The 15,341-nt window shown below is 37.1% G+C and carries 12 protein-coding genes, 1 pseudogene and 1 CRISPR repeat array; of the genes and pseudogenes, 11 read left to right on the top strand and 2 right to left on the bottom strand.

The window, feature by feature from the left end:
* The first annotated feature begins 2 nt into the window (after positions 1-2).
* From PN497_RS02500 to cas3, 3 genes are all read left to right on the top strand, one after another.
* On the top strand, positions 3-1,631 hold the full coding sequence (locus PN497_RS02500; RefSeq protein WP_096572926.1) for a TIGR03986 family type III CRISPR-associated RAMP protein: 1,629 nt from the start codon (positions 3-5) through the stop codon (positions 1,629-1,631).
* Between the two features lie 154 nt (positions 1,632-1,785).
* The gene (locus PN497_RS02495) at positions 1,786-2,427 is read left to right on the top strand and encodes a DEAD/DEAH box helicase (RefSeq protein WP_096572927.1); all 642 of its coding nucleotides are present in this window, start codon (positions 1,786-1,788) and stop codon (positions 2,425-2,427) included.
* Positions 2,408-4,462: a CRISPR-associated helicase Cas3' gene (gene cas3, locus PN497_RS02490; RefSeq protein ID WP_096572928.1), complete on the top strand. Its 2,055-nt coding sequence runs from the start codon at positions 2,408-2,410 to the stop codon at positions 4,460-4,462. The genes PN497_RS02495 and cas3 overlap by 20 nt, the downstream gene beginning before the upstream one ends.
* A 46-nt stretch (positions 4,463-4,508) precedes the next feature.
* Here cas3 and PN497_RS02485 read toward each other — a convergent pair whose 3' ends face one another.
* Positions 4,509-5,459: an RpnC/YadD family protein gene (locus tag PN497_RS02485; protein WP_096572929.1), complete on the bottom strand. Its 951-nt coding sequence runs from the start codon at positions 5,457-5,459 to the stop codon at positions 4,509-4,511.
* Between the two features lie 131 nt (positions 5,460-5,590).
* Here PN497_RS02485 and PN497_RS02480 point away from each other — a divergent pair, with 131 nt between their 5' ends.
* The 8 genes from PN497_RS02480 (at position 5,591) to cas6 (PN497_RS02445) (ending at position 14,756) form a co-directional block, all read left to right on the top strand.
* The gene (locus PN497_RS02480; protein ID WP_096572930.1) at positions 5,591-7,402 is read left to right on the top strand and encodes a hypothetical protein; all 1,812 of its coding nucleotides are present in this window, start codon (positions 5,591-5,593) and stop codon (positions 7,400-7,402) included.
* Complete coding sequence (locus PN497_RS02475) at positions 7,395-8,357, top strand: DevR family CRISPR-associated autoregulator (RefSeq protein WP_096572931.1); 963 nt, start codon at positions 7,395-7,397, stop codon at positions 8,355-8,357. Before PN497_RS02480 ends, PN497_RS02475 begins: the two co-directional genes overlap by 8 nt.
* Complete coding sequence (locus PN497_RS02470) at positions 8,338-9,090, top strand: hypothetical protein (protein ID WP_096572932.1); 753 nt, start codon at positions 8,338-8,340, stop codon at positions 9,088-9,090. The genes PN497_RS02475 and PN497_RS02470 overlap by 20 nt, the downstream gene beginning before the upstream one ends.
* A complete protein-coding gene (cas6, locus tag PN497_RS02465; protein ID WP_096572933.1) occupies positions 9,068-10,129 on the top strand; it encodes a CRISPR system precrRNA processing endoribonuclease RAMP protein Cas6 in 1,062 nt (353 codons plus the stop codon). Before PN497_RS02470 ends, cas6 (PN497_RS02465) begins: the two co-directional genes overlap by 23 nt.
* 36 nt (positions 10,130-10,165) lie before the next feature.
* Positions 10,166-10,750, top strand: a complete 585-nt coding sequence (gene cas4 / locus PN497_RS02460) for a CRISPR-associated protein Cas4 (RefSeq protein ID WP_096572934.1) — start codon at positions 10,166-10,168, stop codon at positions 10,748-10,750.
* A 4-nt stretch (positions 10,751-10,754) separates the two neighbouring features.
* Positions 10,755-11,732 (top strand): type I-D CRISPR-associated endonuclease Cas1d, encoded by a 978-nt coding sequence (gene cas1d / locus PN497_RS02455; RefSeq protein WP_096572935.1) that lies wholly within the window; start codon positions 10,755-10,757, stop codon positions 11,730-11,732.
* Positions 11,729-12,022, top strand: a complete 294-nt coding sequence (cas2, locus tag PN497_RS02450; RefSeq protein WP_096568703.1) for a CRISPR-associated endonuclease Cas2 — start codon at positions 11,729-11,731, stop codon at positions 12,020-12,022. The genes cas1d and cas2 overlap by 4 nt, the downstream gene beginning before the upstream one ends.
* Before the next feature lie 210 nt (positions 12,023-12,232).
* Positions 12,233-13,517: a CRISPR direct-repeat array (repeat unit 37 nt; unit sequence GTTTCCACATAACTAATCCCCGCAAGGGGACTGAAAC).
* A gap of 96 nt (positions 13,518-13,613) precedes the next feature.
* Positions 13,614-14,756, top strand: coding sequence for a CRISPR-associated endoribonuclease Cas6 (cas6, locus tag PN497_RS02445; RefSeq protein ID WP_096572936.1), 1,143 nt, complete (start codon positions 13,614-13,616; stop codon positions 14,754-14,756).
* A gap of 353 nt (positions 14,757-15,109) precedes the next feature.
* Here cas6 (PN497_RS02445) and PN497_RS02440 read toward each other — a convergent pair.
* Positions 15,110-15,341: pseudogene (locus tag PN497_RS02440) on the bottom strand (IS982 family transposase); the annotation flags it as partial.

Raw genomic sequence — 15,341 nt, 5'->3', positions numbered from 1 at the left:
AAATGAATCCTAAACATATTTCTAAAGTTCCAGATTATCGCAAGGCGATCACTCCTTATAATTTTGTAGAATTGCCAGAATCGGTTGTAGAAGTATCCCCAGATTCTCTACCACAAGAAAACCGTTATCATTCGCAAGAAGAAAATCGTTATACCGGCAGAATTGAATGTACCTTAACTACTGAATCTCCTCTTTATATTAGATGTGGATTTACAAAAGAAGAATTTGAATGTGGTGCAGAATCAAAAGATTTACCAGAATTCTTTTACACAAATCCTTTAGAAAAATCTACAAAGCCTGTTATTCCTGGTAGCAGCTTGAGAGGAATGTTCAGGAATTTGATTGAAATTATTACGTTTAGTAAGATTGATAAAGTTATAGCTAATAAACTTTTTTATCGATCACTAGGAGATCCAGCATTAAGAGAAATTTATCAAGCAAATTTTGTTGAAAATATTGGACAAATTGAACATTCACCCAATCCTAAAGCTTATTGCTATGGGTCAAAAGTGCGTGCTGGCTTTTTACAAAAGCAAGGAAATTCATACATAATTGAGGAATGTGGCTATGGTCGTATTAATAGTCATTTTAATTCAACCATTAATAATCGGGTTTTCTCTATTCTTTCTAATTCAGGAATTTATCAAGGAAGTGGATCTGGAAAAACCCCTGTATGGAATTTGCAACACAAAACAATTTACGTTCAAATAGACACTCAAGAGCAAGATTATTTCTTTAAAAGAAAAATTAACAAAAGTGGTGGACACCGTCATCCAGATATGTATTTACGGTTTCGTAAAGTTCATAATGCTAGTTTTACTCCTGCCGAAAATTTTCAAAAAGCAACTCTTGTAATTACAGGAGATATGCAACATAAACATTTAGAGTTTGTATTTTTAGATGAAAGTCTTAAAAAATACGAAATATCAGGAGAAATGGTGAGACGTTTTTTAGATGATGATCAGTTAACTAAATGGCAGGAAGACGCTTTTCCTAAAGATAAGCCTACTGTTAATTGTCGTCAAAAAAGTGGATTTTTACAAACTGATGAACCTGAACCTGTATTTTTCCTATTAAATGAAGATGGTGAAACAGTTCGTTTTTTTGGCAGAGCGCAGATGTTTCGTTTACCATACGATTTATCTCCATTAGAATTAGTACCAGATATTTTAAAAGATTCTTTAGTCCTTGATTTAACTGATACTATATTTGGTTATATAAATGGCAATGGACGTGGTATAGCGCGTGCAGGGCGTATTTTTATTGACAATGCTACTTGTAATTATAAAGGTAATGTATGGTGGGAAGGTAGTTATGAAAAGACGATAACACCTAAAATTTTAGCTAGTCCTAAACCAACTACTTTTCAGCACTATTTAGTACAAGATAGTACACATAAAGAAAACTTAAAACACTATTCCCCTCAATCTGAATCTGAAAAAACAGTGATTCGAGGACATAAGTTATATTGGCATAAACCTCATGGAAAAGAGGAAATTAAAGAAACTAATCAACAAAACATAGATCGAGCTAAATCTCAATATACAAAAATAAAACCTATCAAAGCAGGTGTTTCTTTTACTTTCAATATTCTAATACTCCAAAGCCTAAACCTAAAACTACTAATGTAGAAAAACCAATCAAAAAAGATAAACAACCTCAAAAGCCAAAGGAAAATTCTGAAGGAGGTAATTCTGCCGCTATAGTCAGACCACCAAAACCACCAAAAACATAAATGCGATCGCCTCCCTGAAACCACCATCTTCCAAGTTAATATTCAAACCAATGAACCTACCGCACTTAATGATAGATGCACACTTCCAAACCCTAACCACCTTTCCCCCACGCAACTTTCAACGAGAAGTTATTACCAAACTCCTCAACCGTCAAGACATCCTTCTCCGCGCACCCACAGGGTCAGGGAAAACCGAAACAGCGATCGCCCCTTTTCTCTTTGCCAAAACCCTCAACCTCTACTTCCCTAATAAATTAATCTACGTCGTCCCCCTGCGAACCCTGGCCAACAGTCTGCGACAAAGAACAGAAATCCTGGTTCAACGCTGGTCACAAGCTCAAAATGTACCTTGTCCAGTCGTTACTCTACAAACCGGAGAAAACCCAGAAGACCCCCGTTTTGAAGGTGATATAGTCTTCTGCACCATTGACCAAATGTTAAGCAGTTTTTTGAATATTCCCTACTCCGTTGGTCGGGGTTCAGCTAACGTTAACTCCGGGGCAATTTTCGCATCTTATCTAGTATTTGATGAACTGCATTTACTTGACCCTGACCGTTCCTTTACCACTGTCCTCAAAGTTTTACAACAAGTCAAAGGTATTTCCCCATTTCTGCTAATGACCGCCACATTAACCAACGAACTAGCAACACAAATTCAAAATTTAATAGACAATGGAAATAATTCAAATTGAAGACACTGATTTACAAGCAATTGAAGGTAAACGCTGCCGTACTTTTCAAGCAAAATCCCATTCTTTAAATGCCTTAGAAATTATAGAAGATATACACACACGCCAACGAAAACGAGTTATTGTTATTTGTAACACCGTTTCTCAGGCGCAGGGATTATATAGAGATTTACAAGAACTTAATCATGATTATACACTAAATATTACCCTGTTACATTCTCGATTTTTACCAGAACATCGCGCCCAAAAAGAAACATTTTTAAAAGAAACCTTTGCTGAAAATTGGCAAGATGATGGTAATTGTTACGTTCTTATTTCCACCCAAGTAATTGAAGCAGGAATTAATATTACTTGCCAAGTAATGCACAGTCAACTTTGCCCCATGAACTCATTATTACAAAGGGCAGGACGTTGTGCAAGATTCCAAGATGAACAGGGTCAAGTTTTGGTTTATCAGACAGTAGAAGTTAACCAAGCTTATTCTACCCTTGCAGAAGCAGATTTAGACCCAGAAACACAAGAAACTCCTGAGAAAAAACAAAGTTTTCTGCCATATCCTAAAGAAACCTGTGAATTAACATGGCAAGTATTACAAGCACATACTGAATCAAATCAAGTTAATGACAATGTGGGATTTCGCACCGAAGAAAATTGGATTAATCAGGTACATACAGCAGAAGATTTATTGCAACAACAACGGCGGCAAAATAATCAAATGTTGTTTGAGCAGAACTTTGAAGCGGCATTTTTCAGGGGTGATCAATCTTTTGCCAGTGAGTTAATTCGTTCAGTTGATAGTCGGAATTTATTTGTTTGGGAAGAAACCGGATTATTTATTGATTTTGCACAAGAACCCATTGATCCCCGCAAACTAATCTCTTTTTCAGTTCCCGTCTCTACACTGTGCAAAGTTTGGCGAGATTCCAAAAATTTAGAATTTGGCACTGATTGGATTTTCCAAAGAATTGAAGCACCCAAGGATAAAGCAGAAACCTATAGTCAACCTGTTTGTACAGAAATTAAATCCCGTGATTCATTGGTTAACAGCATCAATATTTTAGTAAATCCCCGATTTATTTATTATGATGAAAATGTTGGATTATTGATTGGTATTAATGAATTTGGTAATGGTTTTGTTTCACCACCAAAATCACAGCGTTCAATTGTCAGTGAATATCGTTATCACATGGATACTTATGTTGGACATTTGGGTTCTATGTGGACTTGTTGGAGAAAACCATTTAAAACCTTACGTTTGAAAAACGGTGAAGCTGAACCAACGATTTACAGTAGTGTCAGGAATGAACTACTACCAGCAGGGACAAAATTAATTAAAAACAAGATTTTTCCACATATCCAAGAGTCAGAAGCAGCAGCATTATTTGAATTATTAGTGTTTTTTGCTATCTTTACTCATGACCTGGGTAAACTACAAGTTAAATGGCAACAAGTGATGCGGGGATGGCAAGGGATCGCCCATTCTTCATTCCAAGGTCAAAACCCCAAACAACATTTACTAGCACACACTGATTATAACCCAGAAGATAGTCAGCAAAAAGCAGCACTTAAAGACCACGAAAAAAAACACAAACGTCCTAACCACGCTGTTGAAAGTGCATTCCTAGCTAGGGATATTCTCACACAATCTTTAGTTCCCCTACTGCACGATGATTTTGCCGCCGATGATGAACAAATTCGGTATATCTGTTATGCCATCCTTATGGCTGCTGGTCGTCACCATTCTGCTTGGGCTGGTGGTTGGAAAATATCAGATATATCCAAGATTAAAAATATACAATTACACTTAGAAGCACAAAAGGCGATCGCCCAAAGTTGGCAAGGTATGACACGCTTTCTAAATCAGAGTTTACCATTAACACCAGCAAATTTAAGTAAAAGCAATTACCCAGCAAAAGAGTTGGACTTGAATCAGTTAAACACTGGTGATGAGTTTGAGTATTTTCATTTGTATTTGTTGGTAGTGAGAGCATTAAGACTATGTGATCAGCGTTCAGTACAACTGAATTTTTATGTTTAATTTTTATGTAGAGAAGTTATCCACAACATCTCTACATTAATCATTATTAACTATCTGTAATACCTGTATTTTCTTGAGTTAATAGTTCTTGAAAATCAGGAACAGAACCTATAGTAATTGCCTGTTCTAATAACTGGTTGAGTTGGTCATGATCATAAATTTGATTTATTTGTTCCACTAATTCAGAAGGAGGATCTTGAAATCTGGTTTTTAGGATTTTAACAATAGATTCCTGGAGGGTTTGCGCTCTTTCTATACGTTGTATGCTTGTAATGTATGTCATTTCTTTTTCACCCTCGAAACGCTGCAATTCAGTTTTGAAATTTAAGTCTAAATCTGGTGGTAAAGTCATCAGTCTATCAATCAAATCGAATAACTGAAGAATTTTCTCCCTACTATATCCTAACTCATACATCCGCTTAACTAAACTTAATTTCCACTGCAACCGTCCTGTTAAATTTCTAGTTGTGGCTTGTGTACGTAGGTGCGCCATCACCAATACAGCAAAAGGATTATCACTTTGTTCTAATTCTGACCAACGAGGTTGATAATCCAGTAATTTTACAGTAGGAAACTGAAGACTTAACCGACATCCCCAACGTTCATAACTGTATTCTTGAGGTCGCCAATTTGCTTGATTATCTCCCAAAATAGCCAAGCTAACAACTTCTTGACCATAACGGTCAAAAATCCTGTAATGATAGGAAAACATCCGCTTAGGAAAACCAGTATCTACTTGACTTTGGATTTCTAAATGGATTAGTAACCAGGTTTCTTTACCATCATTCAGCCAAACTTTAATCAGCTTATCAACAAATTGCTTACCAACTTCTGATTCTCTCATCAATTGCTGGAGTTCTTGATCAAGAAACTCGTAACCCTGCGTCCAGTCAATTTCGTTGTAAATATGGGGAAAGAAGAATGTTAAAAACGCCTCAAAGTATTTTTCTACCCCTTCCTTCCAAGCACCATCATAATCGGCTTTTACTTCACTCACAGTTGTTTCTAGGCAGATGTCAAAAATATCTTAGCGTCTTTTTTCTACAATTACGTTAATTGGAATACCCCTCTTCCAAGTAGGTATATACTGTTTGGAAGTAGACAACTCCTATATGGGTTGAAAACCAGATGACACAGCAGTTATTTGTTACCAAAAAATTCGGCACTTATGCTGACACCCTGATGATGTTGGGTCTGGTGCAGCTTGCGGAGTATGTACTGAAAGCCACTCACCAAAAAAGTGCAATCCAACTTTTAGATCAAGGAACACGCTACTGCCTTCAGTTAAAACAACCAATAAATTTAGAACTGGTAGCTAACCTCAATTATACCAATCTTTTCCTGCCAGTCAAAGGTCAAAAAACCGATGTTAGCAAAATACCGCAGGAAACAAATACTTTTAATACAGTGGAGGAAAGCGAAAGAAGAAAACTTTACCGTGAGTATTTATTTCAGCAAAAGGGTAAACCTCAATTTAATGAAGATGCACCAAAACCACCGCATCCTAGTACCCAAAATGGCGTGATTCTTACTTCCATGCGTCATGACCGAAATCATAATGAACTATGGTTATTAGGATGGCAGATTGGCGAAAATTATGGTAAATTCTTGGTGGCTTTGTTTACTGCATTTAGTCAGGAAACAGATGATTTCACTAAATTAGTAAACGACTTATTTACCCAAACTACAGGACAAAAATTACCAGAAACAGCAAGTGCCGTAAAAATCTATTTACCAACATCTGTACAAGGGGTGAATCGAATTAAAGCAGACAGCAATAAAGTAGATTCTCAAAAAACAGATTGGTTAAGTTTATGGTTGATTGCTGGGGGTTTATTTACCTTTGGTATATCAGAACGGGTAAAAATAGCAGAACGAGTTTATGATTGGCGTGTTGTTGCGCTTGAACCCCAAGATATTCAACTTACTAAATATCGGGAAGTTTTGGATAAGCTTCGTCAATTTAATCCACCTTCTGGGGGTCATGGTATAGCCCGTTTTGATTCTGAATTAATATTGCGTTTCTGCCAACAATTATTAAATTATCATCAATCTCAAGCTGATGCAGAAACTGATGAATTTGCACTTTTTCAACCAGTGAATCAATTTGTTAGTAACTTTATTGGTACTCACTTTGGTTCTAAGGGTCAAGTTTATGGTGTCAAGGAGGTTTTTACTTTAGGTTTACCAGGGTGGATTAGTCCTAAAAATCATCAAGAACTCACAGATTATCATAATGTTTTAAATGAACATCTATCAGTTATCACTACCTTATCTGCGGAAGAAGGACACAGTGAGTTATTAGCAGCTTATCGGGATTTTATCACTGGTACAAATCTCATAAATTTCTTTCGTTTTCAGGTTAGTTATGCTGATTATGTTGTCAAACGTTTAGCAGACCCCAAAGCTAAATTCTTTCCTCGTTTATTTTCTATCAATGGATTAAACCTCATGGTGAAAAATTTTAACTATCGTCAAAATGATCAAGAATTAAATTTAACGGACATCACTGAAGACCCTGGATTTTTACGCATTGCTAAGGCTATTAATAGTGCCACAGTTTATGCAGGAAAAGACGAACATGGTTGGGATAGAATCTATGGTTTAGCACAACGTTTGAGCAGTCAAGCAGGTTCTAAAAAGGATTTTATCATTGAATTATCATCCTTCATTGCTAGTTATGAAAACGAAAACTTGCGAATTGATGAAGAACTCAAAAAACAAGGTAAACACCGAAGAATTTGGACTACTAAAGATGACTTAGATAGGGTAATCAATCTGATTGAAGAATATGGTTCTAGTTTAGTAGCTAACCTATTAATTGCCTATGGTTATGCTAAGGGTTGGGGTAAATCCAAAGAATCAGATTCAACCGATACCAATGATGGAACAGAAACAGAATTAGATAATATTGCAGAAGGAGAAACCGAAAATGACTAAGACACAATTTCCCGTTTATTCCATTTCTATTAGTGGTTTATTATCTCTACAACTTCATGCTTTAAATAACGAAGGTAACGAGGGTAATCAATCATTAACCCGGCGTTATTATGTAATTCAAAATGGCATGAATGAAGCTGAGTATGTTAATGGTATTTCTGGGGATATGTTCAAACATATTCAATCAGAACATTTACACCGCATAGCTGTAGAATCTGGATTAACTTTATCAGAGGGTAGTAAACAATTAAATCCTGATAGAATTGGTTATGACTTAGAAAAAAATCTCCCAGTTTTCACAGATAAAGATGCTGATTTAGCAGCCAAAACAGATAAAGTAATTCAAATTTGCACTATCAGCGATTTAGAAGGGTTTATGGTGACTGTCAAAGGTGGACAAACTCTCAAACGTGATTCTACCATTGAATTTGGGGCAATTGTTGGTAGACCAAATCAAGTAAAAACCCAGAGTTATTTTCATGCAAAATATGGTGTAGAAAATCCTACTCCTTACAATGTTCAAGTTAGTTCGGGTTTATATGCCACTGTTCTCAATATTGAGGCTTTTAGAATTGGTTATAATCCCCACAATTTTGGTTATAGCATTGATGTTTCTGAGCGTAAAAAACGTCTGGATGCTTTACTAAAAAGTGTCTTGTACACCTATTTACAAACTAATGGTGCAAAACGCAATACTAATTTACCCCATCCTGACAATTTTGAGGGTATAATTACTGTTAGTTCTCGTCGTTGTCCCGCACCAATGTTAAGTGCATTGGAAGATAGTTATCAAAGTCAAATTAAGAGTTTAGCCGCTACTTTAAATAATCTCAACGGTGCTGATACAATCCGTTGTTTTGAATTTGAAAATATGGCTGAATTTGCCGACAAAATTGAAATTTTGATTGCTCAAAGTTTACCTTGGGATAGTGAAAATGCCGAAGCGATCGCCTAAATCGAAATCTTCTCCAACATCAGAAAACGTAACTAAATGGCTAACTGTAACCTATCAACCTGTTAGCCTATTTTCTCTCAAACGTTCTGATGCCACAAGTATGGCTGCTAGGTCTAATTTAGTACCTACTCCTTATGCTATCAAAATGGCATTGTTAAAGGTGTTGTTAGAAAGTCAAGGAAGACAACATTTAACTGATTTTGACGCATGGATTAAAACAGAATTTACTTGGATTCGAGATTTAATCATTTATGTTTGTCCTCCTGAAAAGTTGGTTGTAAATCGCAACGGTTACAAACTTCGTTATTACGACCAAACCGCAGATAAGGCTGATAAAACTCGTCCAACACTACCTATGCAAGATGGTTTTGTATTTCGGGAGTGGGTACATTTACAGGGACATTTACAAATTTGTTGTAGTGCAGGAAACCGTTTATCAGAAATAGAAAGGTTGTTTAGTCAAATTAATTATTTTGGTAAAAAGGGTTGTTTCTTTCAATATTTACCAGATTGCAAACAAGAAACTTCTGAACCTTTATTTCAACCTAATTTAACTACAGGGTTTACCATCCAACCAATGGATGATTTAGGTGAAAAGACCACCTTTAATCGCATTAATCCTTTTTCCACTGATAAAGCACAACTTGGCAAAGACCGAGTAATGAAATCTGGATTTTTACCCTTAAAACTCGTTGCAACTAGCGCCCGTTATGACATTTACCACAGATACTAAAAATTCCAACCATCATACTAACAATAAATTTGCGGGCATTAGTTTAATTCTTAAACAAGTTCTCAAACAGGATGCAAATTCAACAAATTCTGTAGCTTTAGAATCTTGGTTATCAGATATTCAACCTGCACCTGTTTGGATTCCTTTACAGATTCATGATGGCATTACTAAAATTATGCCTGTGTTGCCAGATTCGGGATTATATTCACAACTAATGGCATCAATTTGTCAGTATATATGTGAAGGTGGTGTATCTCAATCTTTCAACTGGAATAATAAATTTTATCAATTTACAGGTGTTGAGGTTGATAGTGATGCACTTCATGTAATTCTCGTTTCTATTTCTGCCAATGAACCCCTACCACCAACATTAGGTAGGGCGATTCATGCCCAATGTCTTCAATGGTTTGCTACTGCTAATCCTGCTTTAGCTGAACATTTACATCAACAAGATATTTTACCATTTACTGTAGCAATACAGTACACTTCACCGCAGAGAATACAGTTAAGAATTACTCTGTTAAAACCTGAACTTTTAGCACCTTTACTGTGGGGATTGAGTCACAATATAGGTGGTGAAATTACTTTAGCGGCAATAACCTGTAGATTAGGTCAATGGATAAATGTTGTGGAATCTAACAGTTTTAAAAAATTGATAGAATTACCAACACAAAATACTATTGAATTGCGGTTTGTATCACCCACCAGTTTTAAGCAACATCAAAATATTCAACCTTTCCCTTTACCGGAGTTAGTATTTAATAGTTTGTTACGTCGTTGGAATCATTTTGCACCTTCAGATTTACAATTCCCTGAAGTTAAATGGCAAGGTTTGGTTTCTGCTTTTGACCTCAAAACCCATGTTTTAAAAATGAAATCTGGTGCTGAAATTGGTTCTGTGGGTTGGGTAAAATACCGTTTTTCAGACCCTGAACAAGCCCGGATTGCTACTATTTTATCTCACTTTGCTGTCTTTTCTGGTGTGGGGAGAAAAACAACTATGGGAATGGGACAAGTAAGAATGAAGAATTTAGAATGAAGAATTTAGAATTACCAATTACCAATTACCAATAAAATGAATGAAGATTATTTACCCTTAGCTTATCTCAATGCTTGGGAATATTGCCCCCGGCGTTTTTACCTGGAATATGTGTTAGGTGAAATGGAAGACAATGAACACATTATTTTAGGTCGTCATATCCACCGTAATATTAATGAAGATGGTACTTTTCAAGATGGTGAAACTTTAGTTCATCAACAACAATGGGTGTGGTCCGAACGTCTCAAGGTTTCCGGTGTTATTGATGCTGTGGAAGAATGTGATGGTCAACTTGTGCCGGTGGAATACAAAAAAGGCAAGATGGCACAACATTTAAACGACCATTTTCAATTATGTGCTGCGGCTTTATGTTTGGAAGAACGCACAGGTAGAAATATTACCTATGGTGAAATATTTTATCATGCCAATCGTCGTAGACAAACTGTGGCTTTTACTCCCCAATTACGACAAATGACTGAACAGGCGATCGCATTAGCTCAAGTTGCCAGTCAAAACAAAATGCCAGCACCTATTGAGCATACCAAAAAATGCCAATCTTGTAGTTTACAACGAATTTGTTTACCCTTTGAAGTCAAACAATTAAAATCTCAGGAATCCTAAAATTATGACTACTTTGTATGTAATTCAACCTGATGCTATTCTTAGCAAAGATTATGAAGCTTTTCAGGTAGCTTTAAAACAAGAAGATGGAACTTGGAAAAAATGTAAAGTCGCTGCTCAAACTGTGAATGAAATCATGTTGATGGGTAATCCCCAAGTAACTGGTGATGCCTTTGCCTATGCTTTAGAATTAGGAATGCCCATACATTATCTTTCTAGTTTTGGTAAATACTTGGGTTCAGCGTTACCTAAATCTTCTCGTAATGGACAACTGCGGTTAGCACAATATCAAGTTTATTATGATCCCGTGAAAAGATTGGAATTAGTGAAAACCATTGTCACTGCAAAAATTCATAATCAATATCATGTATTGTACCGACATAATGAAAAAGATAATCCCCTCAAAGAACGTAAAGGTTTAGTTAAAAATCAACAAACATTAGACCAAGTTAGGGGTGTGGAAGGTTTAGCAGCTAGGGAATATTTCGCTTGTTGGCAGAATATGGTAGGTAAACAATGGACATTTAATGGTAGAAATCGCCGTCCACCAACTGACCCAGTAAATTCATTATTGAGTTTTGCTTATGCTTTATTACAAGGTCAAGTAATGGCAGCAGTAAATGTGGCTGGTTTAGATCCTTATATCGGTTATTTACATGAAGTCCATCATGGACAACCGGCGATGGTGTTGGATTTAATGGAAGAATTTAGAGCATTGATAGCTGATAATTTGGTGTTGTCGGTGTTGCACAAAAAAGAAATTCAACCCCAGGATTTTAATGAAAGTTTGGGTGCTTATCGTTTGAAAGATAATGCTAGGAAAACATTTCTCGAAGCGTTTAATAAAAAGATGAATGATGAATTTAAACATCCGGTGTTTGATTATCGCTGTACCTACAGACGGGGAATAGAATTACAAGCACGGTTATTGAGTCGTCATTTACAAGAAGGTGTACCCTACAAACCATTATCATTAAGATGACAACACATTTTTATCTCATAATTTACGACTTACCAGATAGCAAAGCTGCTAACAAACGCAGGACAAGATTACATAAAATGTTGGGTGGTTACGGGAAATGGACGCAATATAGTGTATTTGAATGTTTTTTAACTGCGGTGCAGTTTGCGACACTACAAACCAAGATAGAACGATTGATTAAATCTGAAGAGGATTCGATTAGAATTTATGTACTAGATGCTGGGAGTGTGAAAAAAACTATTACTTATGGTTCGGAAACCCCTAGACAAGAGCAAGCTATAATCATATAATTGATACATGAGCTTGAATTTTTGGCAAACCGAAGCGGGGGCAAAAACCCTGGGGGGTCCGCCAAATCGCCAGAACCTTGATAATTAAATACTTTCAGCTTTTTGTTAGTTTCAGTTGGCAGTTGACCCGAAGCCTGAAATGAGGTTTTTTGAGAGGTCCGCCAAAATCACTCCTGGAATCTTCCCCCAGACTATGTTTCAGATGGCGGGGTTTCCACATAACTAATCCCCGCAAGGGGACTGAAACAAGAACTACCTCCTCCTAAATGGCTAATTAAGAAGGCATCAGTGTTTCCACATAACTAATCCCCGCAAGGGGACTGAAACTTAAACTGCTTCCTCTTGTCGCTGCGACCTGACTCGTTTCCACATAACTAATCCCCGCAAGGGGACTGAAACAATAACCTGTTGCGCTGATATTTCAGTGGGCAACTTCAGTTTCCACATAACTAATCCCCGCAAGGGGACTGAAACTGTAGACTGCCAAACCTGCCCCATTTCTAGCACTTGGTTTCCACATAACTAATCCCCGCAAGGGGACTGAAACCTAAATTCTACACCAGAAAGACCCTCAATTTTCTGTTTCCACATAACTAATCCCCGCAAGGGGACTGAAACAAGAACCTTCTACAAAAGATTGAAATAAATTCTGCAGTTTCCACATAACTAATCCCCGCAAGGGGACTGAAACAGATTTTATACCTGAGTCTGTCAGTTGTGCAGGAGGGCGTTTCCACATAACTAATCCCCGCAAGGGGACTGAAACAATTTATCACCAACGGGTACAATTTCATTTTTAGGGTTTCCACATAACTAATCCCCGCAAGGGGACTGAAACTACACTCAGAGACTTCCATACATTGATGGACAATGTTTCCACATAACTAATCCCCGCAAGGGGACTGAAACTGCCATTAGAGACTACATAGCCCTCTTCGTCTGTGGTTTCCACATAACTAATCCCCGCAAGGGGACTGAAACTAACTTGTCCCCAAGTCTGTTGCCTTCTCACTTTGTTTCCACATAACTAATCCCCGCAAGGGGACTGAAACCACTCCGAACTTTAGCTTCTTTACGGTAAACGTAAAGTTTCCACATAACTAATCCCCGCAAGGGGACTGAAACGTAGAAGGATTTGCCGACCCCACAACCCAAGCCATTAGTTTCCACATAACTAATCCCCGCAAGGGGACTGAAACATTCCATCATGGCTAGACTGAGCAATGGGGAATTTGGTTTCCACATAACTAATCCCCGCAAGGGGACTGAAACCTGAAAAATTAGACAGACAACGCGCAATCCAAAGTCGTTTCCACATAACTAATCCCCGCAAGGGGACTGAAACTTATCAGGTAACAGTTTGAGGTCTAAAGTGTAATTTTGTTTCCACATAACTAATCCCCGCAAGGGGACTGAAACTAGAATCACCTCATCATGTACTATTGCACTTAATCTGAGGTTTCCACATAACTAATCCCCGCAAGGGGACTGAAACAAGTGCGATCGCCAAAAAAACCAATGAAAATAAATCCCCACAAGGGGACTAAAAGAGAGTAGAATCAATGATAATCACAAAATATAACTCAAAATAATGCCAAGAGCAGCAGCATCTAACAGACGAAAAGCCCCAGCCAAAAACACACCTTTAGAATGGGCAGAAAATACCGAATTAATTGGTTTAGTATTTGACTTAGAACCAGCTACTTCCGCATCTTTATATTCTCAATATACCATTGCCCTCCATGCTTGGTTTTTGGATCAAGTACGCCAAATTAACCCAACACTTTCAGCATATTTACATGATGGGGAATCAGAAAAACCCTTTAATATTTCTGCCTTAGAAGGTCAATTAGTTCCTACTGGTAAACAACTACAACTACAAGCAAATAACACCTATCATTGGTATGTTAACGTTTTTTCTCAGCCAGTAGTCCAGTTTTTAAAACAATGGTTAACCCAACTGCCATCAACCATAAATTTAAGAGATGCGGAATTACAAATCAAACAAATAAATATTGTTAACCCACCAACTACTTATCAGCAAATTTTAGCATCATCCACCCAACAACATAATAACATTAATCTCAGTTTTATTTCACCTACCAGTTTTCGCCGCAAAGGACATCATTTCCCGCTTCCAGTTCCCATTAATCTTTTTCATAGTTACCTCAGACGTTGGAATGATTTTTCAGGAATGCCCGTAGAACAAGATGCTTTTTTAGAATGGATAGATGAAAACGTCATCATTCATAAACACAGTTTAGAATCTGTCAAAGTTGCCGCAGGTAAACGGGGTTCTGTCACAGGTTTTACAGGTGCAATTTCTTTAGGATTAGCAAAAAACGCCTTAGCTAACATCGAATTTACCCAATTATTTTATGCTTTAGTACAACTTGCTCCCTATTGTGGTACTGGACATAAAACCACCTTTGGACTAGGGCAAACCAGCTTAGAATGGATAGAACCAAAATCAAATATATCCTCAGAAATTACAACTAATTTATTACCAGAACGCATAGAACAACTAACAGAAATATTCACAGCACAAAGAAAACGGACAGGAGGCGATCGCACTGAAAAAATAGCCACAACTTGGGCGACAATCTTAGCAAGAAGGGAAATGGGGGAATCCTTACAAATCATAGCCCAAGATTTAGAAATACCATACTCTACAGCTAAAACCTACGTTAAATTAGCTCGTCGAATGCTGAAAGATGCCCCTTCAAATGTTTAAAATACCTACAGTTCCCCCACCCCAACGTTAACAATGGTACAAACATTCTGATAAAATTAAACTAATAGCAGAGGTGCAGCCATGAGCAGAGGATTCGGGAAACCCCAGAGAACAAAGTTAGATATATTGTCAGAGTCAGCTATTAACCCAAGTTGCTAGTTATGAGGAAGAGCGATAGCTACGCTGCACTTCGTGAACGCTAGGGTGAAGTTTGGGAAATAAATGGGTCAATAAAGTAATAACCCAAGTAGCCGGTAGAGATTCAAAAGGAAAGAAAGTCATCAAAAATTGACTCCTGGAATGCAGAAGCGACGGTCAGTAATAATGAAATTAAAAGTATGAATAGTAACTGATTAGATAAATGCTTCTTGCAGAGTGAAGGCAAAAATAAATGCCTGAACTTTCAGTAAAAACCCTTGATATGTGACGGCATGAATGGATTTGGGAAAATCACTTGTAATCGAACTAAATACGGTTTCAATATAATGACGAGTATGTTGTTTTATATATTGAATCCAAGGAGGATCTGGACGTTTAGATTTTTGTTTCCGCATCACTTTCAAACTAATTTGACTCGTGTGTTCT

This window comes from Sphaerospermopsis kisseleviana CS-549 (assembly GCF_028329225.1).
Taxonomy (GTDB): Bacteria; Cyanobacteriota; Cyanobacteriia; order Cyanobacteriales; family Nostocaceae; genus Sphaerospermopsis; species Sphaerospermopsis kisseleviana.
Note: the sequence above shows the minus strand (reverse complement) of the source record. Positions and strands in the feature narration are given on the sequence as shown.